At 58.7% G+C, this 23,104-nt stretch carries 22 protein-coding genes; 7 read left to right on the top strand and 15 right to left on the bottom strand.

The genetic code is table 11. The features are described 5' to 3' along the window. Window positions 1-10: 10 nt before the first annotated feature. The gene (locus K1X75_14575) at window positions 11-682 is read right to left on the bottom strand and encodes an MBL fold metallo-hydrolase (GenBank protein ID MBX7059287.1); all 672 of its coding nucleotides are present in this window, start codon (window positions 680-682) and stop codon (window positions 11-13) included. A gap of 84 nt (window positions 683-766) precedes the next feature. Continuing rightward, window positions 767-1,096: a hypothetical protein gene (locus tag K1X75_14580; protein ID MBX7059288.1), complete on the bottom strand. Its 330-nt coding sequence runs from the start codon at window positions 1,094-1,096 to the stop codon at window positions 767-769. Window positions 1,097-1,144: 48 nt separating this feature from the next. On the opposite strand from K1X75_14580, the gene K1X75_14585 reads away from it, so the two are divergent. Genes K1X75_14585 through K1X75_14595 form a run of 3 tightly spaced genes read left to right on the top strand, consistent with a single transcriptional unit; the run spans window position 1,145 to window position 5,379 of the window. Next, complete coding sequence (locus K1X75_14585; protein MBX7059289.1) at window positions 1,145-3,991, top strand: TonB-dependent receptor plug domain-containing protein; 2,847 nt, start codon at window positions 1,145-1,147, stop codon at window positions 3,989-3,991. Beyond that, on the top strand, window positions 3,991-4,734 hold the full coding sequence (locus tag K1X75_14590; protein ID MBX7059290.1) for a hypothetical protein: 744 nt from the start codon (window positions 3,991-3,993) through the stop codon (window positions 4,732-4,734). Before K1X75_14585 ends, K1X75_14590 begins: the two co-directional genes overlap by 1 nt. Window positions 4,735-4,773: 39 nt before the next feature. Then, window positions 4,774-5,379: a PaaI family thioesterase gene (locus K1X75_14595; protein MBX7059291.1), complete on the top strand. Its 606-nt coding sequence runs from the start codon at window positions 4,774-4,776 to the stop codon at window positions 5,377-5,379. On the opposite strand, the gene K1X75_14600 is transcribed toward K1X75_14595, so the two are convergent. From K1X75_14600 to K1X75_14615, 4 genes are all read right to left on the bottom strand, one after another. Continuing rightward, complete coding sequence (locus K1X75_14600) at window positions 5,373-6,716, bottom strand: hypothetical protein (GenBank protein MBX7059292.1); 1,344 nt, start codon at window positions 6,714-6,716, stop codon at window positions 5,373-5,375. The two genes, K1X75_14595 and K1X75_14600, sit on opposite strands and share 7 nt — an antisense overlap. Window positions 6,717-6,733: 17 nt before the next feature. Then, window positions 6,734-7,369, bottom strand: coding sequence for a hypothetical protein (locus K1X75_14605; protein ID MBX7059293.1), 636 nt, complete (start codon window positions 7,367-7,369; stop codon window positions 6,734-6,736). Between the two features lie 74 nt (window positions 7,370-7,443). After that, complete coding sequence (truA, locus tag K1X75_14610; GenBank protein ID MBX7059294.1) at window positions 7,444-8,286, bottom strand: tRNA pseudouridine(38-40) synthase TruA; 843 nt, start codon at window positions 8,284-8,286, stop codon at window positions 7,444-7,446. Window positions 8,287-8,308: 22 nt separating this feature from the next. After that, entirely contained in the window at window positions 8,309-9,199 is an 891-nt protein-coding gene (locus tag K1X75_14615; protein ID MBX7059295.1) for a DUF2225 domain-containing protein, read from the bottom strand. Between the two features lie 186 nt (window positions 9,200-9,385). Between K1X75_14615 and K1X75_14620 the strand changes: the two genes are divergently transcribed. Continuing rightward, complete coding sequence (locus K1X75_14620; protein ID MBX7059296.1) at window positions 9,386-10,510, top strand: hypothetical protein; 1,125 nt, start codon at window positions 9,386-9,388, stop codon at window positions 10,508-10,510. A 51-nt stretch (window positions 10,511-10,561) separates the two neighbouring features. Here the strand turns inward: K1X75_14620 and K1X75_14625 are convergent, their stop codons facing one another. From K1X75_14625 to K1X75_14635, 3 genes are all read right to left on the bottom strand, one after another. Continuing rightward, a complete protein-coding gene (locus K1X75_14625) occupies window positions 10,562-12,802 on the bottom strand; it encodes an AAA family ATPase (GenBank protein ID MBX7059297.1) in 2,241 nt (746 codons plus the stop codon). A gap of 1 nt (window position 12,803) precedes the next feature. Beyond that, complete coding sequence (locus K1X75_14630) at window positions 12,804-13,910, bottom strand: metallophosphoesterase (GenBank protein MBX7059298.1); 1,107 nt, start codon at window positions 13,908-13,910, stop codon at window positions 12,804-12,806. 96 nt (window positions 13,911-14,006) lie between these two features. Beyond that, window positions 14,007-14,684: a hypothetical protein gene (locus K1X75_14635; protein ID MBX7059299.1), complete on the bottom strand. Its 678-nt coding sequence runs from the start codon at window positions 14,682-14,684 to the stop codon at window positions 14,007-14,009. 117 nt (window positions 14,685-14,801) lie between these two features. On the opposite strand from K1X75_14635, the gene K1X75_14640 reads away from it, so the two are divergent. After that, window positions 14,802-15,527, top strand: coding sequence for a hypothetical protein (locus K1X75_14640; GenBank protein MBX7059300.1), 726 nt, complete (start codon window positions 14,802-14,804; stop codon window positions 15,525-15,527). 18 nt (window positions 15,528-15,545) lie between these two features. On the opposite strand, the gene K1X75_14645 is transcribed toward K1X75_14640, so the two are convergent. The 6 genes from K1X75_14645 to K1X75_14670 form a co-directional block, all read right to left on the bottom strand. Then, window positions 15,546-16,103, bottom strand: a complete 558-nt coding sequence (locus K1X75_14645; protein ID MBX7059301.1) for a peptide chain release factor-like protein — start codon at window positions 16,101-16,103, stop codon at window positions 15,546-15,548. After that, window positions 16,093-17,076: a lactonase family protein gene (locus K1X75_14650; GenBank protein ID MBX7059302.1), complete on the bottom strand. Its 984-nt coding sequence runs from the start codon at window positions 17,074-17,076 to the stop codon at window positions 16,093-16,095. The genes K1X75_14645 and K1X75_14650 overlap by 11 nt, the downstream gene beginning before the upstream one ends. Before the next feature lie 199 nt (window positions 17,077-17,275). After that, entirely contained in the window at window positions 17,276-18,577 is a 1,302-nt protein-coding gene (locus K1X75_14655; protein MBX7059303.1) for a nicotinamide-nucleotide amidohydrolase family protein, read from the bottom strand. Between the two features lie 84 nt (window positions 18,578-18,661). After that, complete coding sequence (locus tag K1X75_14660; GenBank protein MBX7059304.1) at window positions 18,662-19,768, bottom strand: heparan-alpha-glucosaminide N-acetyltransferase domain-containing protein; 1,107 nt, start codon at window positions 19,766-19,768, stop codon at window positions 18,662-18,664. Then, window positions 19,765-20,508: a 1-acyl-sn-glycerol-3-phosphate acyltransferase gene (locus tag K1X75_14665; GenBank protein ID MBX7059305.1), complete on the bottom strand. Its 744-nt coding sequence runs from the start codon at window positions 20,506-20,508 to the stop codon at window positions 19,765-19,767. The genes K1X75_14660 and K1X75_14665 overlap by 4 nt, the downstream gene beginning before the upstream one ends. A 65-nt stretch (window positions 20,509-20,573) precedes the next feature. Continuing rightward, window positions 20,574-22,058: a PLP-dependent aminotransferase family protein gene (locus K1X75_14670; protein MBX7059306.1), complete on the bottom strand. Its 1,485-nt coding sequence runs from the start codon at window positions 22,056-22,058 to the stop codon at window positions 20,574-20,576. Window positions 22,059-22,148: 90 nt separating this feature from the next. Between K1X75_14670 and K1X75_14675 the strand changes: the two genes are divergently transcribed. Beyond that, entirely contained in the window at window positions 22,149-22,826 is a 678-nt protein-coding gene (locus K1X75_14675) for a pyridoxamine 5'-phosphate oxidase family protein (GenBank protein MBX7059307.1), read from the top strand. 83 nt (window positions 22,827-22,909) lie between these two features. Next, on the top strand, window positions 22,910-23,095 hold the full coding sequence (locus K1X75_14680; protein MBX7059308.1) for a 4-oxalocrotonate tautomerase family protein: 186 nt from the start codon (window positions 22,910-22,912) through the stop codon (window positions 23,093-23,095). The last annotated feature ends 9 nt before the right edge of the window (window positions 23,096-23,104 follow it).

Genomic DNA, 23,104 nt, shown 5'->3' on the forward strand with positions numbered 1-23,104 from the left:
GCCAGCCCCTTCAAAAGAAGGGATTGCCGCGCTTTTCTTCGTAGATCCGCGTCATGGGTCCGTGCCCTGGCAGCACCTGAGTAGCATCATCGAGCGTAAAGAGCCGCTCGCGAATGCTGCGCAGGATTGTGTCCGAATCGCCGCCGGGCAGATCGGTCCGACCAATACCCATGGCAAATAGCGTGTCGCCGGAAAACAACATGCCCGTTTCTTCCAGGTGAAAGCAGCAGGAGCCAGGAGTGTGGCCGGGCGTATGCAGGACGCGCAAGCGCCCGCGACCAATGGCAAGCTCCTCGGTATCTTCCAGAAAGTAGTCAATGGCTTCCTCCGCCTCTTGTGGCGGAAGGCCAAACCAGCGACATTGTACGCCCAGATTTTCATAGAGGAACATGTCGCCGCGATGCAGGCCTACATGGGTCTGCCATTCGCGGGCGACCTTGTTCGAAGCGCGGGCATACTCGGCGACCTCACGGGTTGCGAGGCAATGATCAAAGTGGGCATGGGTATGAACAATCCAGCGCACGTACGATCCTTGCTTTTCGAGGGCCTGGATGATGCGAGGTCCATCGCCGCCGGGATCGATCACCGCCGATTCGCCGGTATCCGGACAACGCAGGATAGTGCAGTTGCAGCCCAGCGGGGCGACCGGAAAGCTAACCAGTTCAAGCGCTGCGTCCTTCATGGTACTCTGTCAGGTGTCGCCTGAAGGCGACGCAGTCAAGCGCGGTCAGCGTTGAAGATATCCAGATCATAGCGGCGTGGCGCGCTAAATTCCGTCAGTGTCCGGCGCCGGCGCCGGCTTCAGCAGCATATAAAGGCAGCCTGCCGGAGTTCCTCGCAGCGGACAGGCGGCCGCCAGCAGTTCTGCAACACATAGCTGCACATCCTCTTCCCGTACATCATGCGGCACAATCAGCCACAGCCCCGGGTCAGAGTCGCACTGGTCTACCTTGACCTGATAGGCCGCATTGATGCGCGTTTGCGCCGTCCACGCCGGCGTAGTTCGATCGCTCTGGTTACAATTGGTTACACAGGACAAAGCCGTCAGCAGGAGGGCAAACGGAATCGCTTTTCGCCTGCTGACGCCTCGCGACATGAAATTTGCTCCCTTCGACGGCACAGGTTTCGAAGCTCGCCGCAGCCCATGCTGCGTCAAGTGCGACCGCGTTGCTTTTGTCTGAGAGCGCTGCCAGGAAACCTGGCGACGTCCCTTATTGTTGCGGTTCTGCTCTGGGCGCCGGTTCATCCGCTCCGTCATCTTTCCGCCCAACCGGGCGCAGCCCTGCGAGCGCCCGTTCGCGTATTGCAGGCGCCGTCGCGTACGCCCCTGGCTGATTCGCGCGTCATCATTCTTGAGCTGGGCGAGACCTTTTATGCAGACGAACAGGGACGCTTGTTTGTTGAACTGCCGCGTCCGGGACTCTATACGCTGCGAGTCGTGGCGGGCGAGCAGGTACAACAGTTTCGTCGCCAGCTGGAGGACAACCAGGCGGTTGAACTATTGCTGGCGCCGCCGGAGGGCGCGGGCGCCGGCCCGTCGCAGACGGCTGGCGATGACGCGGCCGTAACCATAGTTGGCTTGCGCGATCGCACTCGCCTGTCGCGCTACCGGCTGACCCAGGAAGAGATTCGGCGCCTGCCTGGCGCCTACGGCGATGCACTTCGTGCGGTGGAGACCTTGCCCGGAGTGGCAGCGGCGCCGCCGGTGGGGGCCCTGCCGACCACCAACATCTTGACCAACAATTTTCTGCAGGGCTTTGGCATCGGTCCACCCTATCGCAATAGCACCAGCGGCTTTCTAACGCTGCGCGGCGCTGGTCCGCGAGCCAGCCGCTTCTACCTGGACGGCTTCAAGATCCAGTATCCTTTTCATCTTGGCGACCAATCGAGCGTGGTCAATAACCAGTACCTTCGAGTGCTCGATGTTTTTACAGGAACCTATCCGGCGCGCTTCGGCGACAGCACGGGCGGAATCATCTGGCTGGAAGGACCGACAAGTTCGGAACGGCCGTTGACCAATCTGAATATTGCTCTGTTCAAGAGCGATGTCTATCACGAACGACCGCTGTTTGGCGGAATCAGCTTTTTTGGTACGGCCAAACAATCGTATCCCAACTATGTATTGTTGCGCACCTACCCTGACGGCGTCCCGGCAAACGCAAAGTATGCAAACTACCAGGATGGACAATTCAAGATCGGAGGCAAGCTCAACGCCTCACACGAAGTCTACCTGGTCTATTTCGGCTCGCGTGACATTCTGGACTACGCGAAATCTACCGCCGAAATCTCTAACTCCGATTCCGGCGGCTTGATTCCCGGGCTCGACGGCTTGAACTCCGCCGGCGGCGCCGCCGGCGGCAATTTCGATAGCAATACGGATTCTCGGCCGCCTGTGGGATTGGATCGCGGCTTTCATACCCAGGGCCTCAGCTACGCATATCAATACGGCGGCTGGCTGCGCAGTACAGTCCGCCTGCAAACCAGCCGCTTTCGCGAAGACTATGAGCTGGATTTCCGATCGCCTTTCACCGGGGAGACGATCTTTGGCTTTGAGGTGCTGGATGCCAGGCGCGAATTCTACGCACTCAGCGAAACGGAGATGGAGCTGATTTCTGATCTCTTATCGCTGCGCGTGGGCGCCGAACACAACGATGTGCGCTGGGAGCTTTCATTGCGAAATTTTTCGCCGCAAAGCGCCATCAATCCGAATACGCCAAGTTTTGTGGATGTAATCAACGATCTGGTCGAGAGTAACCGCAGCTTCCGTGCGCTGTATGACGGCGATCGAACTCGATACCATCTGGACAGCGCTTACTTTGATGCGGAAGTTCAATTCTGGCGTATTCGACTGACTCCGGGGCTGCGCAATGAATACTATTCGCTTTCGCATAGCCGCGGTCTTGGTCCGCGGCTGGGGTTTGAGTTTGCCATCGATGAAATAGGCGCCGCCCTGCTGCTGGGAGCCGGTCGACATTTCAATGTTCCCCCGGGATTGAATACGGTTAGCGAGGAGGCCGGCAATCCCTGGTTGCGCATGGAAGAAGCGGACCGTCTGGCCGGCGGCATCGAACAGAAGTTCGGATCGCGCATTACCCTCAAATTGGAGGCATTTCGCAATGCTTTTCGTAATCTTGTAGTGGAGGACGCCTGGCTGACGGTCCCCTTTTCGCCGCGCACCAATCGCCGTGAATTGGCCAGCAAGCCGCTCGATATTGCCGCCACACCCTACGAAAATCGCGCTCTCAATTTTTCCAATGACGGAACCGGTTTCAGCGAGGGCGGCGAAATCTTTCTGCGCCTGGCGCCCTCCAGCAGCGGCCGCGGCCTCTCGGGATGGCTGAGCTACACCAATTCTATTACCAAACGCAACAATCATCAGCCGCGGCTCACACAAGATCAGCGCGATCAAATTCAGGCAGCGAACGTATCGCGCAAGGCTGCCGCTTACATTGAGCAGGGACCGCTTACCGCACTCTACTACGACAGCGGCGAGACCCTGATTCTGTATGACAATGACCGGGATGAGCTCTTTGATCTCGATCATCGCCACCAGGCAAGCATGGTGGTCAGCTATAAATTCAATGCCGAGTGGCAGCTGGGAGTGCGCTGGCGTTACAACGACAATACGCCCTATACGCCCATAACCAGCGCCGATAGCACTGCCAATCTTCCAATCATTGGACGTCCTACCTTTATTCCCAAATATTCTGATCGCTACAATTCAGCGAGGTTGCTGCCAATCCATCAGCTTGATATTCGCCTGGACCGCTTTCTCAACTATGAGTGGGGTTTCTTGAACTACTATGTCGAACTGATCAACGTATACGGTCGGCGCAACCCTGAAACGGAAAACTTTGATTTCCTGAACCCCTACGTACGCGGCGTGAATCCGGCAGTCAGCTATGAAAGCACTTACATTTCCACGCCTATCGGGCGCGGGCGGAATCTGTTGTTACCTCTAATCAATCTTGGAGTGGAGGCGCGATTCTGATGGCTTTCAAACGATCCCCGCGGCTGATCTGGGCGCTGCTTACATTATATTGGGGAGCGTGCCAGCAACTGGACCAGCAGGATCCGGACCCGATAGGCGCCAGCGACCTGCTGGCGCTGAGCCTGTTTGCATACTATGAATCGGGCAATTGTGCGCAAAGTTTTCGACAGGCGACGGAGCTTGGTCGTTTCAGCTGTTCTCGTGCGCCGCGCAGCCAGTGCAATGTTTACAATTACCGGGATCTGAGCAACTCGGCTTACTTGAGCAGCGACTTGCGCTCTCGCTACAATTCGGAGTGGGGCCTGCTAAAGGATGGCGCCACCTCCGCTTGCACGACTTCGCTGGCTGCCGCCGCCTCGCAACTGGCACTGCAGGCGGACAGCGCGGCCAATTTCTCCAGCATCAACGACCAGAATCGTTTTACAATAATGGATGATTGTCAGCAGGGGATGAACGCCAATATCGGCAAATTGGTCAGCGCTCAGGAACGGGCTTTCTACTTTTCGGCTCGCGGCTTCGCCGCTGCGCAGGCGATGCTACTGGCACAGGATGCTTGCCTGGACCAATTGCTGTACAGTCCCTCCGAACGAACCTTGCTGCAGGACATTCAAAGCGGGGCTCGCCTGCTGCAGACGACTTGCTACTACGCCGGAACGGCCGCTGGAACGTTCCCGACCATGCTCTGTACTTCTTCCGAAAAGACGCTGGTCAACGTATTTGACTTCGCCACTCCCTTGCCATGAAGAAGCTGACAGCAAAGCCGCTCAACCGAGAACAGTCGTATGCCCGCGGACGAATACAGACCGACGATATCCTCGCAGGACCTGCATTCGCCGCAGTGCTACGGGTGCGGATCCGCTTCCGAGCATGGTCTGCGCGCAGATTTTTCCTTTCATGAAGAAAGCGGCGAAGTTCGCTTTCGCTACGTTCCGCAAAGCTGGCAGCGCGGCGCGCCCGGCTATATGCATGGCGGTGTGCTGGCCGCGATTCTCGATGAAGCGCAAGGAAACCTCTGCTATCACGTCGGTCACGCTGTAATGACCGATCAACTGCATATGAAATACCATCGCGCGACGCCGCTGGACAGGGAACTGGAAGTGCGCGCCTGGATTACAGCGGTGCGCAAAAAGCGGCTCTACACCAGAGCAAGCATTCTATCCGCGGGCGAGCTGCGCGCAACTTCAAGCGCTTCCTGGTATTTACTCTCCGAACGTTTGATGGAACGCCTCTTTGGGGCGCACGCTCGACACGAAGACCATCAGCGGATGCTTGGTCTACTGGAAGCCAATCGTCGTCGTGCGCGCAGCATTCGTCGACGCATCCGGCAGGCCAGCGAGCCAGATGGCGGGCTGCCAACTGGCCCGCGGCCTTCATCGCTCAATCAATAGCAGGGCGGGTCCGCATCGCAGCCGCTTGGCGGGTTGATACCGCAGCCGCAGGCAAGGCTCTGCGCCGCCAGGCCCGGTCCAGTACCTATTTCAAATGGGCCGACCTCGGACTGCACCAGCTCCGGATACCCGTCGTGCTTGCAATCATAGCGACATTGCAATACGTAGGTTCCGGCCATTACGTTGCGCATTGTATTGTTTGATCCGTTGCGAACCGGAGTAGCGCTGACCGGAAGCTGTATGTCACGCGTGGCGTCCGTGGAATACTCCAGGGCATAGTAGTGTCGCGGACTCTGCACTCCGCCGCTGATGGTAAGCGTTGAAGTTACGTCCGGATAGAACATGCGCGCTCGAGAAAGCACGTTGCCGCCCATGTTCAACCCCAGGTCCGCGCCATTGTCATTGTGTGGCCGTCTCCAGTCGCTAAAGGCAACGGCCAGCGCCGATCGGTTGCCTTCGTCTGTAAACGAATGTACCATCAAGTTTTCCTTGATATTAAAGCGAATTTCGAGGACGACCGGGGTGTAGGTGGCGTCATCCTTGATCATTGCTCCATGGGGATTCAATGAGGAGGAATAGTGCATCGGAAACCAATCGGCCGGAATGAGCTGTTGAGTGGTCGAGTCGATGTTAGGATCATACTGCACGTAAGGCGTGATCCGAACGCCGACGATATCGTTGTTATCAAAGGTGCTCAAGGCAAGGACCCCGTTGCGCAGTCCCCAGCCAGTAGCCAGGGCGCGCGCGTAGACGCCTGCGTGGTAGTAGATGCCTGCCGCTACATCGCGTCCTGGGTAAATCACGCCGTTGCCGTTCATCAATTCGTAGAAGTTCGCAACGCCGCCCAGTTTGCAGTTATCCCGTGAGCTATCGAGGGTGTACGTTGTACTGCAATAGACCTGCCGCTCATTGGATGCAATGTCCCAAAAGCCTTGTGAACTTTCCTCATCGTCGACTCCCAGCAATTCGTCATTGCCAGGTTCCCTTGAGCTCAGCCGCACCTCGCCAAAGTCCAGAAAAATGGGCAATTGCGACAGCGGCGGCAGGCAAAGGGGATCCACAAAGGGCGTGCACCCTGTGGTAGTCGCTTGCTTCAGGCCTGCGCTCAACAACGCCGTGTCCGTTGAACTCAGGAAGATCCGATTGCTATTGATTTCGTAGAACTCCAGGGGGCGATCGCTGGCGTACGTTCCCTTTAAAAGTATGATCAATCGACTGTTAGTCAGGAAGGAGAGCAATGGGCCATCGCTCCCCTTAAAGCAGCCAGGCAGCGACGGCATGGCTGCCAGCAGGAGGTAGACAGCACATTTGCGAGTAAGTGACGGCAATTGAATCATGATGGCGACGGCTCCCGTTACAGCACAAAAGAAAGCATGAGACCAAAGTGGAAAAATTCCCCATTCTGTACCGAAAAATTCTGCGTCTGCTGGAATCGCGGGTCGGTATTGGCCAGCGTCAGGTAGTAGAGCGGCGGCGGATCCTGATTCTTTTCATAGATCAAGTTGTAATCAATGCGCAGGCCCACGCGCAGGCGCCGGCTGGCAAGAATGGAAAACTCGAGACCCGCATAAAAGAGAGGGTCCCAGCCGCTGCGGTTTGCAGGCCGCACCTCAATCCACGCGCCTCCGCCGCCCAGTTTGAGAAAAGTGTTCACCTTGAAGGCAAAGGGCAACTGGTAGGAAAGTGCGCCATAGACAGGGACGGTAAGCAGCTTCTGCTCGCCCCGAGAAAAATACTGGGCCCAGGAAAAACCAAATTCGCTGTGAAAGATCCACGGCCAGTTGACGCGGTAGAAGCCGCCGGCGCCTACGTTGGCATCGAGAACGGCATCAACGTCCGAACCCGGCAAAGGATTGGAGGCGCCAAACCAGAAGCCCAGCTCGTGGCGCAGCCTGCTAGCCCGATCCTGCGCCTGCAATACGCCTGGCGCAAGCACTGTGGCGGCCAGCAAAAAGGCGCCGGCAGTCCGCTGAATTGTCGACCTGCTCATAAGCCGGAGTTCCGGTAACGAATTGGCGGGCGCTGCATGGGACAAGAGAAATAAAACGCCCGGCCCGGCCCCGATCAGGGCTGATGATCAAGAGCTGCCAGCGCGCTTCGTGGCCTTCGATCGGGCAGCTGGTCGTCGAGGTCAAATCCCTGAAGCCGGCAAGAACTGCGATAAATCGCTCTTCGCAGATAAAGCGCGTGAGGCGGCGCCGTTCGCCCTGCAAGCATTCGATTCCCGCTGGCGACGATCTCGGCCAGATTGATTTGAATCTTTCCCTGACTTATGTCAGCGAGAGAGCCGGCCAGTATTCGAATCATGTTATGCAGGAAAGCATTGGCCACGATGCGCAAAACGACCAAGCTTCCGGAAGGCGCGGTCATCGGCGCCTCCACCGTCTGTTGCAACTGCGCGCGGTGTAGATAGCGGGTGGTGGAGGAGTTGCGGTATTCATAGCGCGTCAACGCCGCGAAATCGCGTTCGCCCAATATCGCTTCCAGTTGACTATTGAGCTGGACGATCGGCAGCGAGTGCTTGAGCCACAGGGCGCGCCGACGCCACAGAGCGGAGGGCGCCGGACCGCACCAGAACAGATATTCGTACTCGCGGGCGATGCAGTCGTAGCGCGGATGCCACCCAGCTGCAGCGGCGCTGACACAATGGACAGCAATACCCTCCGGGAGAAGCGCGTTCAGCGAAGCGCGAAGCCGCTCGGAGTTGACTGGTTCCTGCGCGTCGAAGGCCGCCACCTGGCCGCTGGCATGGACGCCAGCGTCGGTGCGCCCGGAACAACTTACCCGCACTGGATAGCGCAATGCTACGGCCAGGGCGCGCTCCAGTTCGCCCTGCACAGTCGCCAGGCCTTCCTGAAGTTGAAATCCGGCAAACTGGCTGCCGTCGTATTCGACCAGCAGCGCCACAGGGCAATTCATGTAAGCAGCGTCATACCGGAGCGGCCGCGGTCATCTCCTCCAGCTGGTTGGAGATCTGCTCATAGAGTTCTTTCGCCATATCAATAATAATTGAAGGCTTAGAGGATGAAGCTCGGCCCATGCCATAGAGTTTGCCCAGGTGCCGCTTACACTTGTCCAGCATCTCAATCTTCTGATTGGGAGATGGCGCCAATCGATCCAGAAAGCGGCGCGTGAGATAGCCGTTGATGTAGATTACGCCATCAAATCCCCAGTTCTTGTCCGTGTCGGGACCAAGCAGGGCCAGGAACTGATCATGGGGCTCGCGACCGTTGGTCATAATATCAAGCGTCGGCGAGTAGTAAGTTACCGCCTTGGTGTAGAGAAAGTCGCGCACCTTGTCGAAGCCCAGTCCTGGAAATTCGTCGTTCATATCCGAAAATAGCCAGGCGCCGCGCAGGCTGCAGATCGCCTTCTTGGGCGTTGGCGCCACGGAAATATCGCGACGCTGATAGCATTCAATAGCAAGCAAATAGGACGCAGCCCCCGTCACCAGATTGCGATCCTCGGAATAGTCCAGTTGGCCGGCAATCTTTTCGATGGATGCACGCCGATCGTTTACGCTCTTGCGTAGATCCTCCAGCGGGGCGCCCTCCAGCTTCTCAAATTCTTTGGGAAACGATGAATAGAGGCACTGCGGGCAGACAACGATGGAATAGGCCAGCGGGTATACTTTGCCGTACTTCTTGGAAACTTCATACAGGCGGCGCAGCTCCGGCGTCAGCTTCCCGGCTATCAATCGACCGCCGCCGCTGTGCAGCATCTCAATCTGAAACTCCTGCCGACAGACCGGGCAGGTGGTCTTTTCTTTGGCCCGGTAAGAAATTGCCTTGGCCTTGTCCTCGACCTTCTTCTTGATCATCATGGCGGCGCCCCTGCAGCTGCTTCGCGAGCTTCCGGGACATAATCCTGAAAGCCGCAGTCAGGAGCACCGTCCCCGTTTTTTCCGCTGACTGCAATCAGGTTTCATTCCTGCTTAACCGATAGGAGAAAAAGCCCGGCATCCAGGCGGAGCACGGCTAAATTGAATCAGGAAACAGGCGGCGCCATGAGGACTTCGCTGAAGAAATGCATCGTTACCGGGGCCATTGCCGCCAGCGGCATCTGGGGCGGAGGGCTGTCCGCTGAGTCGGTGGCCGAAAAGGCGCAAACCAAGCGCATCGAGATGGTGCAGTATATGCGCATCCTTGAGCCGCTGGTCTACAATTTCCCCTGCGAACCCTTTCCTGCCTGCATGGATCAGCTACGCGCGCCTGGCGATTCGGTGCGCATCGCCGAGGGGCCGCGCATCAAGCAATACCTTGATATCAAGCAGATCTACCAGCAAGGCATGGTCTACTTCTATGAAGGCAACTATATCAATGCCTACAATCGCTTCCTGGACACACAGGTGCGGGTCGATCATCTGCTCGAAGAATTGAGCCAGTCCTATCTGGAGCGCGCCGAGATCATGTTGCGCGACGCCATTGAAAAGAAAAATCCAAACGATCCGGATGATCGCACGGTGGTTGATATTTCCGTGCAATTTGGTCCCGGCAGTCGACGCCGCCAGGACTTCGCCATTGATCGAGAATCGCCCCAGACGGGACGCCGCTACAATGCCCGCGACTATCACTGGGCAATGAACAAGTATAGAATCGAAAAGAATGTAGAGTACGGCTACCGTCACCTGGGGATGGCCAAGGAGGCGCGCTACCGGGCGCTCCGCGCCGACGCCAACAATACGCCGGAACAACGCATCAATCCCGATCAGCGGCGTAACCGTATTGAACTTTATATCGCCTCTATTCACCTGGCGCGGATGGCAAAGATGAATGCCGCCTTCCTGTTTGCTTTGAAGTATCCTTTTGATAACTACGCGCTGCAAAACCCTTTTGGTCAAACGGAAGCGGGTCTGGTTCAGGAACCCTACACGCCAACGCTGGAAGACGTACGTATGACCTGGTCCGAGAATCCATACGTATTACCGAAGGCATTGCACCCCATTTTCGATTTGCGTACGCCGGCGGAGTATCGACGCGACGAGGTAGATGCGCGCAACGAGATCTATCAGGACATGGTGGATTCGCTGGTGCGTATGCAGTACGTAGAGGAAAAGCCGCAGAGCTTTCAGCGGCAACAGGGCGGCGGAGCGCAGGGCGGTCAGGGCGGCGCTGGAAACCCGGGGCCCTGAGGCGCATCGGCTATTCTGCTGCTGCATTGCGGCAAGAAATCCCGCTGCATCTCAGGCGGAAGAGCTCAGCCGATGCAGCGTATACTCGGGCGCTGAATTTTGCAGCAGTTCAAGCAGCGCCTGCTCTTTGGTGAAGAGTACCAGCTGACAGCTCTTTTCTTCCGCAAAGTGCAGCGCATATTTTAAGGCCCGCTCCGCTCGATTTGCATCGAGCGTCAGAAAGGGCTCATCCAGCAAAAGCAATCGACCATCCACGCCGACCCGGGCCGCTAAAGCCAAACGTAGAGCAAAGAAAAAGGAATCGCGCGTGCCGGCGGAAAGGTAGTCGATCGACCGCGCTTCGCCCTGCGCATCCGCCAGTTGCAGCTCAAGCTCGGCGGCGTTTTCATTAACGCGGGCGCGTTGCGTCTCCGGGAAAAGACCGGAAAGCGAGTGATTCACAGCTTCGACCAACTGCACCGTGCGATAGCTGTGCATCTGCTGCAAATCGGCAAGCAGCCCGCGGGCTATTCCGGCGGCGCGCTGCTCCTGTTCTTTCTCGAGGAGATCCGCTTCCAATCGGAGCGCCTGCTGCTGTAAATCGTTCCATTCTGCCAGCACCCGCCCGAGTGCTCCCTGTGTTTCGCCGCGATCGCTGGCCGACGATTCCCGTTCTGCGGCCAATTGCTGAATCAGCTCCTCACGCCGCTGGCGGGCAGCGCTATGTGCACTTTTCAGTTTGTACTGACCCTCCGGGTCAGGCGCCTGCCTTGCGCCGCCGGCGCCAAGCTGGGCCAGTTCGCTTTGCCATTCGACTTCCGCCTCGCGGAGTTCGCGCGCAGCGGCTACGCTCTGCAACTCCTCGCGGAGAAATGCGATGCGGCCGCTCTTTTCCAGCCACGCCAGACGTTTCTCTTTGTATTGCTCCGGCGTTGCCACGCCCCGCGATTGCAGCCATTGCCGAAGCTCTTCTTTTATGCGCTGCACGGCGGCCGCCGCCGCTGCCTGTTCGCCGGCGCTGCGTTCCTCGTCTTGCGCAAGCTCGGCGTCGCGCTGCTGGCTGAGGCCCAGCCTCTCTTCGTAGCGCATTGCCTCGTTTTCTCTGCGGCGCAGTTCTTCTTCGTAGCTCTGCTGCGTGAACGCTGCAGGTTCAGGCAGATCCAGGCTGCGCCATTCCGCCTGTAGCGTCTGCAGACGAATCGGATCAAGTTTCGATTCCCGATGAGGACGGACTACAATATGGAGCGCCGAGCCAAAAAGAAGCAGGCCGCCGACTACGAGGGCGTAAACGTCGCCCCCCCAAAACGCATAGGCCAGTAGGGCGACTCCAGCCGCAGCCAGTCCGAGCGTAACGGCCAGACGGCCACGCCGTAATTTCGAACTCACCGCCGGCGACGTAGCCAGCGCCGCCAGCTGTGCTCCTGCCAGCTGTGACGCCTGCAGCATGGCCCCGGTCTGCTTTTTCAGGCTTTCGATACTACGATCGTGGACGATCCGGGCCTCGCTTGCTTCCAGTGCGCGCTTCTGCGCCGCCTCCGCCGCCGCCGCGGCGGCGGTATTCTCTTGCAAAAGCAAATCCAGCGCCCCGCCATCGTCTTCTGCAAAAGGTTTCAGGTCCGCCAGTTCGCGCTGCAGGTCCTTGATTCGATTCAATTTGCTCAGGGCTTCGACCAGGACTGAGCGCCGGGCGGCCGCGTCAAAATCGCGCATAGCATCCTCGGCAAGTCGGAGCTGCTTTTCCGCGCGTTGCAGCTCCTGATCCATCCATGCAATGCGCTGGCCGCGCTCTTGATCCTGCTTACGCCTGCTGACCAGAGCAAGTCGCTCATGATCACAGGTCTGAAATCGCTCGCTGAGCGATTGGCGCTCGCTTCGGAGGCGGAGACGCGCCCTGGCGGCGCCGAAGCTGGCCTTATCCGACGCCAGGTCGTTCAGCATTTTGATGGCTTTGTCCATGCGAACATCGCTCTCGAATAGTTCCGCCGTGGCTTGTTGGAAGAAGCGTCCTTTCATTTTGATATGAACATTGCCGCTGTGTACAGCGTAGGTGGACAGGAACTCATCGTGGGCCAGGCTGGCCTTGATCTCGCCCCTGGCGTCGTGCAGGGAGGCCCTTGCCGTTTCGCCGTAGCGTTCGCGCAGTCGCTTGCCGTCGCTCGTACTCCCCGATGGCTGACATAGCGCCTGGAAAAAGGCGTCAAAAAGCGTGCTCTTGCCGGCCTCATTGGGGCCGAAGAAGGCCGTAACTGGACCCAGAGCAAATTCAGAATTTCGAAACTTGCCGAAGTTGTGCAGCAGTAAGCGGATAAACATTTCAGCTCACCTTGTTGTCGTGCAGCGCCTTCAGACCCAGCGCGCGCGCGCGACGCCAGTCGGCAATGGTCTCGGCATTGGACTCTCCGCCGAGTTGTTCGAAACCCTGTTGCCAGAGACGCAAAAATTCCACGGCGCTGGGAAGCTGCACTACGTCTGCGGCGACCAGGCATCGATCCCGGTCGCGCGTGAAATCTATTCGGCGCGCGGGCGGCGCAGTTTCCCGTAGCTTGCGCTCCAGCGCATCAAGGCGGTCATCGCTTTCGACCATTCCGTTCCAGCGTATTTCGACGGTGTCCTCTGGTTCCCAGGAAAGCGCACTGCAATCGAAGTCGTTTCCTTCCGGCAGGATGTTCGTTTCCACAGTGCGATACTGACCTGCGGCGGCTATAGCAATACGTTGCAGGGAAAACTCGCGACCTTGCCAGTCGATGAGCAAAGCCTCTCGCGGGCCGCTTTCGCCGCGTCGCCAGACGCGAGCGCTGCCAGGGTAGGCGCAGCGAACGCCGTCGATTGTCTGCTCCCGTCCAGCGTGAATGTGGCCAAGCAAGGCCAGCTGACATTCCCAGCGTGCAAAATGCGCGGCCTCCAGCACCCCGGCAGGCGCGTCCTTTTCTTCGTCGGGTCCGGAGTAGGCCATGCCGGCGACAATTCCGTGCGCCAGTGCGATGCGCAGACCTCTCGGCGGCGCTGGCGCCTTCCACTCGCTGAGGGCCGCATAGTCCGAACTGTGCGGGACGGCGACGATTTGCAAACTGTGTCCGCCAAACTCGCGTTGCAGAAATGTTGCCGGTCCCTCGGACAGAAACTCAACGTGCTCGCCCAGGTTGAATTGTTCTAGCTTCTGTCCGCGGATTTGTCGCAAGCTCTCGTGGTTTCCCGGCAGGAAGAACGCTGGCGCGTCGCAGGAGCGCAAGATTTCGCCGACCGTCTTACGGAGCGGCGCGATATCCTCAAATGTATTGAAGAGATCTCCGCCGATGGTCAGCAAATCGGCCTTTGCTTCCCTGGCCATTTTGCACAGAGCGGTCAGCGTCGACAGACTGTATTCATGCTCGGCTGGCGCGGCGCTGAGGTGCAGGTCTGCAAAATGAAAGATCCGTGGCATCGGACCATTGTACTGATAGGGTGTGACAACGACCAGCGGGCTTTGGCAATCTGCTGGGAAAGGGGTAGTTGGGGGATGTCGGCCAGTAGCTCGACACTATTCTACTGGAAGCATCGGCTCCCAGTGCGTGCCAGCGAGGTCCGCCGCCACTCCGCGCTGGAAGTTCTCCTGCCGCTCATGCGCCGTGGCCTCCTCCTCTGTGTCGCGCGGGGTTCCACGATACAAAAACTTCATGTTTGCGTAGGAGCCGATTCCAAAGCGGGCAAGATCTGGCGTAAGCATTTGACGATTGGCCTGCTGAAACTCGTCGGCTGCATCAAAATCGAGGGACATGTCGACGACAAAGGACCCCATCAAGGCTATTTTTCCAGGCTGCACGATGACGCGGGCCTTTTCGCTCATGGTTCGGGAGAAATAGGTGGTATAGGAGGAAGTTGAAGGGAGCGAAATTCCGTAGCGTTCCGCATGACGATTGATGTCGCTTAAGTCCGCAGCCACATCGTAGCTGCATCCTGCCGGCAGGTATGCGCCGGGCAAAAGATCAGGCGTATAGAATCGATTCTGTCGACGAAAGCGCGATTGAAAGTAGTCTTCGGGCCGCGGCACATCGTCGGAGTCACGCACAAAATAGACGCTGTCGCAGGTGCGGTCTAACACGCCCAGCGGACTGAAAGGCGGCGACACAGTAATGGCTATGACCAGCGCGCCGGTTGCGCCCGATTCGCGCGGAGGCAGGCCAATGGGAGTGGCGCAATTCAATAGTGCGACGGCCAAGAAGGCGCAAAAGGCAAGAGTACGCAAGACCTGCTACAGGCATCTGACAGGGAATCTCTGGCAAGTCAAAATACTCGAATCCTTGACTTGCCTTGAGCTGCCAGGAAAGCTCTGACCATGGTATGCAATGCATGCGATGGCAAACGAATCTTGGCCGTGTTGGCCGTGTTGGCCGTGTTGGCCTTGGCCGCGGCGCTCAATGGCTGTACGATACCCGACTTGCGCGAAGGGCCGCCTGGCTATATTGCTTCTGAAGCAACGGCAAGTATCGAGGCGCGTTTTGTTGTCATTGCTATTCCGTACGTCGTGCGCTATAGACCGATGCGCGTTTACTACGCGCGCCTTGATCCGGAGCGAAATATTGGCGGGGTATTGGATCTTCGCGGCGCCAGCTACTATGCCAGCGCCTATCTGGGCAATGAGACTCAACATCTGATTGATCTGCCGCCGGGAGACTACGTTGCCGTAATGTGCAGCCACAATGTTGCCAGCGCCAGCGCAATGAGTGTCGAAAGCCCGGAGGAGGCCCAGTCCATTACGGAAAATGCAAATCGCCCATGGAGCTTTGATGATGGCGCCTACAATATCCTATTCAGCAGCGAAATAATGAATGCAACGCGCGTGCGCCTTGCCGCTGGTCAATCGCTATCCACAGATGTTTTTTTCATTTCTGGCAGCCGCGCGCTGGATCAGGCGGATGCTCAGGAAAAGGAAGTCGCCCTGCACCTTGCCAGCGGCGTGTACGCATGGTTGCCGAATCCCTTTTGTATTGGCTGTCCGCAGCGCTTTCTTCACGGCCAGCTGGATCGAATCGAGCCCTTGCAGGAAAGATCGTCGCCGTAAGCGTCGCTGGCTTTTGCTTCAGCGTAGCTGGCCCCTGCCAGCCTGGCTGCGAATTCGCTGCGCCATTTGCCATAGCGATCCCTCCAGCTTGAAAAAGCGAGTCAGCGCCGAAGGGCTCAGTCGCAATTCTGCGGCCGCCGGCTTGGGTTCGGCATCGCACAAACTCAGCCAGGACAGGGACAGAAAGCACTGGCCGGGAAAGTCGTCGTGATCGGCGTTGATCGGCATTCGAAATGGTCTAAAACGCTCTTGCGTTTGGCGCAAAAATGCGGCGTCCGCCTCGCCGCCTTTTTGCGCGGAGCGAAATTGCTCGGCGGCAAGGAGGGCAAGTGCGATGCGCAGACGATGAAGCGCTTCATGGAGATTGCGGCCGCCTTCGCGATGACTGGCGGCCTCCGCTTGCAAACCGCTCTCCGGATGCCGCAGGCGTACCGCACTCAAGGTGCGGTTGCGGTGCTGGCCGCCGGGGCCGCTGCCCTGAAAGCGCTCGCGCTGCAACTTTGCCAGCAGCGCATTCGCTGGCAGCGCGAGGTCTTCCAGGAGCGAATCCAGAGACAGTCTTGATTCAGAAGCCAATTTGATTCAGAGTGCCAAGAGTTTGCGCTGTGACTCCGGAAGGCAGACTGGAAACAAGAGTCAGGAGGCCGCTGCTCGGATTGATTCGAAAGGAATAGGTGTCGCCGGAACCGCTGTTGGCCACAAAGAGAAAGCGTCCATTTACATCGCAGTGAACGCCAATCGGCCCGGTTCCGGCCGGCTGATTGGCAACGTTGGTCAGAACGCCGCCGTCGCCAACTTGTAGCACGCTGATGTTGTCCGTTGTCTGATTGCTTACATAGACATATTTTCCGTCCGGCGTAACGGAGCTGAAGGTATTGAATGTTCCGGTTGTTGCGTTGGAAACGAGCGTCAGGCTTTCATCGCCGAGAACTTGAAAAACCTTTAGTATTGCCGTATTGTCTGTAACATAAACATATCTCCCGAAGGGGTCGGCCGAAACCCCGCGGGCATTAGCCAATCCCGTTTGACTCAGCAGCAGGGCGGCGCCGCTTGCCGGGTCCACACGGAAGACCATCACCTGTCCAGTGGCATTGGCTACATAGATAGCGCGTTGATCGGGACGCCACGCCATCTGGTTGCCCGCGCTTCCCATGGTCAGGGTACTCGAAGGGCTCAAGGCGCCCGAGGCTGGGTCGATGGCGAAGGTTTGAAGCGAAGCTGGCAGAGTGTTCAACACATATGCAAATCGACGGCTGGAATCGAGCAGCAAATCGACCGGCGCAGTAGCCGCTACGCTGCCGATTTGCGTCAGTGCGCCGGTGTAGGGATGAATGGCAAAGGTCACAATCGAGTTCCCGCCGCCAGTCGCAATGTACAGGAATCGCCCATCGGGCGAGATCTTGAGATTCAATACTGACAGCGTGGCAGTATTGCCCAGTGCTGCGAGCGCGCCAGTTCCAGGGTCAATGCGGTAGCCGCTGATCGTGTTGGAGGTGTTGTTTCCAGAATAGAGAAAGCGCGGCACATAGAAGGGCAGGTAGGGAATCAAAGCGCTGAGCGCGCATGTTGAATCCGCTCTCGAACAATCATTGTCTGATGAGCAATGCAGGCATGTCGCCAGAAGCAGGCCCGCGATTCTCCATCGAAACATCGACAAATCCAAAATCATGGCCGATTGGCGTCCAGTCCGATGCTCCAGTGATCGGCGGCTTTTGACTATTTGTTCCTTCCAATCCGAGGCGGGCGCCTCAACCAGGAAGCGGAAGGCCAAGGTCAGTTAGTATATGACGATAAAGAAGATAAATTGCCAGGTGGGCGCTGTAGTGTCGGATACGGTCGCGATCGATGCCGATCTGCAGCACACGGCAGCTCGCGGCGATCTTGCCGCCAGCTGCGGCCAGATGCACCAGCCCGACTGGTTTTTCGGCGCTGCCGCCGTCGGGGCCAGCCACCCCGGTGATCGCTACGGAGTAATCGGCGTCCAGCGCCGCGCAGGCGCCTTGTGCCATGGCAATTGCACACTCCTCGCTGACCGCGCCCTTGCGTTCCAGAAGCGCGGGGTCGACTTGCAGCCGATGGATCTTCACCTCATTGTGGTAGGCGACAATGGCCCCGCGCATATAGGCTGAAGCGCCGGGCAAATCGGTCAGAAGCTTGGAGGCCAGTCCGCCGGTGCAGGACTCCGCTGTGGCAATGGAAAAGCCGCGCTCGCGCGCCAGGCGGTGTAGCAGATGTTCAGCAAGCTCTGGCGAATAACTATCCGGCCATTCCTGCTGTGCTGCAGCCCCAAAAGACTTGAGCAGTGCTGTATCGGCGGTCTGGAAGAAAGCTTTCAGACGCCCTGCTTCCGCGGTAACACCCCAGACAAAATCGGCGGGCAGCAGATGGCGCGGAAAGAGCGCGGCTTCTGTCGACGCATTGCGACCCATTCCAAAGAATCGCGCCTGAAATGTGGACTCGCCCAGGCCGTAGACATAGAAAGAACGACGCAAGATTCCCGTTTGTGGATAACGCTCCTCCAACCAGGGCAGGAGTTCAGTTTCGAGGATCAGCTCCATCTCCTGAGGTACGCCAGGCATGGCAGCGATCCAGCGCTGCTGATCGCCCACGTTCACAGTCAGGCGTACGCCCGGCGCCAGCCCGCGTTCGTTTTTCAATACCGCATGACCTTTGAGCACGCGCGCCTGGCGTCGCGCATGCTCCAGCTTGATTCGATTCGGGTAGCGACGCGCCAGCAGCTCCAGCTTGCGTAGCGCTCCGGGATCTTCTGCGGTTTCGGCTTTGCTCAGCGCAGAGAGCGTATCGATCGTGTAGTCGTCCTCCGTAGGTCCAAGGCCGCCGGTCATGATGATGCCATCAATTTCAGGTCGCTGCAGGGTATGCTCGATTTCGCGGTAAAGAATCCCTGCATCATCGGGCAGCGTGCCGAGACCGGCTACATTGAACCCGCGCTCGGCAAGAGCGCGTGCAATGTGCGGCGCATTGCTATCGATTGATCGACCGGAGCTCAGTTCCGTACCGGTGGAAAGCACATAGATGGATGCCCGCATCAGTCCACCTGCGGGCGAGGCGCCCTCCATGACCAGCGAGAAGCGGCAAGGGTACGGGCAAGGAGTACGACGAGCGCTCCAGGACTACAGGCGCAGATAGAGCCCGCGGCGTTGCAGAAAAATGGCGCCCAGCGCAAATGGCAGAATAAAACAAATCGCCCAGATCAGCGAGCTCAGCCGCGGATCCCATCGCCCATCCAGAGCGCTCAGCATTGCCTGCAGCGCTTTGTAGGACTGCGCCTGGAGCGATGCCGCGCCGGGACCCGGGAATCGACTGAGCAATCGTTCCGCCAGCGAGCTGAGCAAGAAGAGCGAAAGCGCATTCCGGCCGGCGGCGCTCAAGAGCGATACTCCGCTTCCGTTCGCTGTCAATGGCAGCAGCAGTAGCGCCGCGCATCCAGCAGTGCACAGAGCAAAGGACGCAGTCCAGAGCGACTTGTTCAAGGGCAGCCAGCAGGTCCACAGCAGTCCGGTCGCCGTCAGGCCAATGCCCAGTAAGCCAGGATCGACCAGCGATTGTCGGACGCGATACAGCTGGGCCGTCGCAAGTCCGCAAAGCGCCGTTGCGAGCGCTGTTATACTGGAAAGGACGCCCTCCGGGTCGTAGCTCTTACTCCAGAGCCAGAGATGCGTTCCAAGTATCTGGCGGTCGAGCCACGCCGATAGACTGTGTTCCGGACTGAGGTTGGGCGGCCCGTATCCTGGTACAGGAACAAAACTCAGCAACAGGCTGTGCAAAAGACACAGGGCCAGCGCCAGCAAAAGATTGCCGCGCCACATAAAGCTTTGTCCGGCGAAGGTCGTAAGCAAGGTGACAATCGCAATTCGCTGCAGGACGCCCATGAAGCGTAGCGTGCCAAATTCAAAATCAGGAATTGCATTGAGCAACAGGCCAATGCCAAAGAGCAGCAGGCTGCGCAGCAATGCCCGACGAACTGGATGGGAGCGTTGCTTTGCTGGATCTTCCTGTTTGCGAAGCATGCAGGCGATCGATGCGCCGGCGGCAAAAAGAAAGAAAGGAAATACAAGATCGGCGCCAAGCAACCCATTCCAGCGAGCATGTTGCAAGGCCGGATAGCTGTGCGCCCAGCTGCCCGGGTTGTTCACCAGCAGCATGCCCAGAACAGCCAGGCCGCGCAGTCGATCCAGAGCCGTCCAACGACTGCCGGCGCCAGCGGCGACGCTGCTCATGTGCGGGCGGCGATCATCTTCTCGTGCTCACTGCGGATCAGGTCTTCCACCATTTCGGTCAACTGGTCGACATTGAGATCGACAAAACGTTCCGGGGGGATTTCTGCCAGATAGCGAAAACGGATACGGTGCACGCCGCGCAGTACCAGTCCCTTTTTGGGCAGCGCTTCTGCGGAACCATCGATGACGATGGGAAGGATGGGCGCTCCGGTCCGCTTGGCCAGCTCGAAGGCCCCGCGTTTGAATTTGCTGACCCTTCCATTGGCGGCGCGGGAGCCTTCCGGGAAAATGTAAACGGAGCTGCCCTGCGCCAGGGTTCGCTCGCAATCCTGCAACATCCTGGCGTTGCTACGGTTGCTGCCGCGCGTCAATTGAATATAGCGATTGAGGCGCATATTCCAGCCGACAAAGGGAATCTTAAAATTCTCGGCCTTGGATACCCATTTGAAGTGCAGGAAGGAGCGAAAAGCCGCGGGAATGTCGACAAGCGAAAGATGATTGGAAACAATGATTCGCGCGCCGTCGCGTCGTAAGTGTTCTTTGCCCTCAAAGCGGACGCTCCACTGGGGATTGGGCCAGGTAAACCAGGAGGCCCAGAAACAGGTGAACTTGTGGAGCAGAAAAAGTCGTCGATCAAAGAGAACCGTCAAAAGCCAGATCAGAACGGCGATGGGAAACATGGCGATGCAAAGGATGCCGATGAAGAGCCAGAAAAATACCGAGCCAATTCGTGCAAACATCAGCGCCGATTGAAGCTGGCAGGTGCAGCAAGCAGGCAAGCCCGATTTTCAATATTGACGGAGCGTCAGTCCGCCGCTTGCTTCCGTTGGTCCTGAAGCTTCGCTGCTCGGGCCAGCGTGCGCACTGCCAGGTCGATTTGCTCTTCGCTGTACGGCGCGAAGCCAAGCATCAGTCCGCGCTCAATGCCGCCGCCTGGAGCACGCAGGCGGCGATTTTGTGGCAGCAGGTAATCGGAAAAGGCCGGAACAAAGACGCCCAGCCGGGCGGCGGCTTCGGCCAGGGCGCGGTCGCTCTTTTCTGGCCGCAGGGCGAAGGAAACAAACATGGCGCTATCGCAGGGCAAGACCTCGCCAAGGTCAGAAAGATGCCTCTGGCAGGCCTGCAGCAGCGTGTCGCGCCGCCGCCGATAGCTTTCGCGCATTCGACGAATGTGGCGATGGTAGGCGCCGCGGCGAAAATATTCGGCAAGAGCGGCCTGTGGCAGAATAGCGCTGTGTCGATCGCAAAGGGCGCGTGCGCTGGCAAAGGCCTCCGCCAGTTTTTCCGGAACTGCAAGAAAGCCGAGGCGTAGCCCGGGGAAAAGCGATTTGGATAGCGTGCCTAGATAAAGCACTCTGCCATATGGATCAAGTCCCTGCATCGAAGGCAGCGGCCGTCCGGCGTACTGATAGTCGCTGTCGTAGTCATCCTCCAGGATCAGAAAATCGTACTCGTGCGCCAGTCGGATCAATTCCAGGCGTCGCTCCAGAGCGAGGGTGACGCCCGTGGGAAACTGGTGCGACGGCGTAAGGTAGAGCAGCCGCAGCCGCTGGCGGCGCAGACGTCGTCGCAGGCTCTCGACGTCGATGCCCTCCCGGTCCACAGCAATGCCCTGGACCTTTGCGCCTGCCGCGGAGAACGCCGCAAGTGCGCCGCGGTAGCCGGGATTCTCCATGATGGCGAGGTCGCCCGGGTCCAGCAACAGCCGCGCACAGAGATCCAGGCTTTGTTGAGAACCACTTACGATCAAGAGCTGCGCCGCCCTGGCCTTTACGCCGCGGGCCAGTGCAAGGTGCGCTGAGAGCGCCTGGCGCAAGGGCAAATAGCCGGCAGGATCGGCGTAGCCGAACTCGCGCCGCGGCAGGATGCGAGCAGCGCGCAACTGCAGCTTTGCCAGCTCTTCGGCGGGCGCCTGGGCGAGATCGGGCGAGCCCGGCATCAGCGGCTGCAGGCGCTGACCGGGCAGGTTGCGGGTAATCGGAATCGATGCCAGCTGCGCGCCGCGCCTGGAAAGGGCTGCAGCCGACGGCGATAGTGCGCCCTGCGCTGCACCCAGGAAAAGGCCATCGCTGACGAAGACGCCGGAAGCGGCGCGGCTGTTTACGTAGCCTTCGGCCTCGAGTTGCCCGTAGGCGCCGAGTACGGTATTGCGCGAGATGCCGTTCTGTCTGGCCAGACTGCGCGCTCCTGGCAGTCGTGCGCCCGCTGCAAGCTCGCCGTTGAGAATTGAATTGCGCAGCCGGAGATAGATCTGCCGTTGCAGGCCCTCGGAACGAGTCATCGTGTCCATGATCCAGCGAGCCCGGTCCCCCAAACTGGCGCCATGAAAATACTACATCTGGATCTGTGAATGGCGCCAGTTTTCGGCTATGATTCGCTCATGAAAACAAGCTTCGCATCAGATCGAAACCGGGTGATCCGCCAGCCTTCCAGAGCCAGTTATGATCAACAGAGCCTCTACGCGGTGCTGGACAGCTCGGTGCTCTGCCACGTGGGATTTGTCGTCGACGGACAGGTGTTTGTTATTCCCACGGCCTATGCTCGCGACGGCGAGCGCCTCTTGCTGCATGGCTCGGCTGCCAGTCGCATGATGAAGCGATTGGCCGAGGGCGAACCTTGCTGTGTTACTGTCAGCCACCTCGATGGTTTCGTACTGGCCAAGTCGGCCTTCCACCATTCCGTGAACTACCGATCGGCAGTCGTTTTCGGCAAGGCGATTGAACTCAGCGATCCTGTCCAAAAGGCAGAGGCTTTGCGGCTTTTTATGGAAAAGGTTACTCCGGGTCGCTGGCAGCTGACGCGCCCGCCGGCCGAGCAGGAGCTGCGCGCCACCTCCGTTCTCAGCGTGCAGATTGAGGACGCTTCGGTAAAGACCCGCTCCGGAGGGCCAATCGAAGACCCATCGGACCTCAGTCGTCAGGGGTGGAGCGGGGTCATTCCCATTCATTCGGCGGCAGGCTTGCCGCAAGCGGCGCCGGAAAGCGAGCCCGGCGCTGCGCCCCCGCCCTGGCGCTTTGACGACTTGCGTCCCATCGGTCAGGACGAAAGGGGCCATTGAGCGCGGCCCCGGAGCGCCTGCGGCATTCCAATGAGGCGCCTGGACTTGCTTGACCGTGGTCGCGACAGGCGAGATCCGGCGCGATGCCCTATATCAGCGTTCGCGTCGCCGGAGCCTTGAGTGCCGAGCAGAAGCGCAAGATTGTCGCTCGCATCACTCAGGTGATGCAGGAAGAAGCAGGAAAGCCGCCCGAATCGACCTATATCGTAATCGATGAAGTCTCCAGAGATAACTGGGCAAAATCAGGCAAGATTCTTTCCGAAAGCTAAGCGAGCGCA

The organism is Leptospirales bacterium (genome assembly GCA_019694655.1).
GTDB lineage: Bacteria > Spirochaetota > Leptospiria > Leptospirales > Leptonemataceae > SSF53.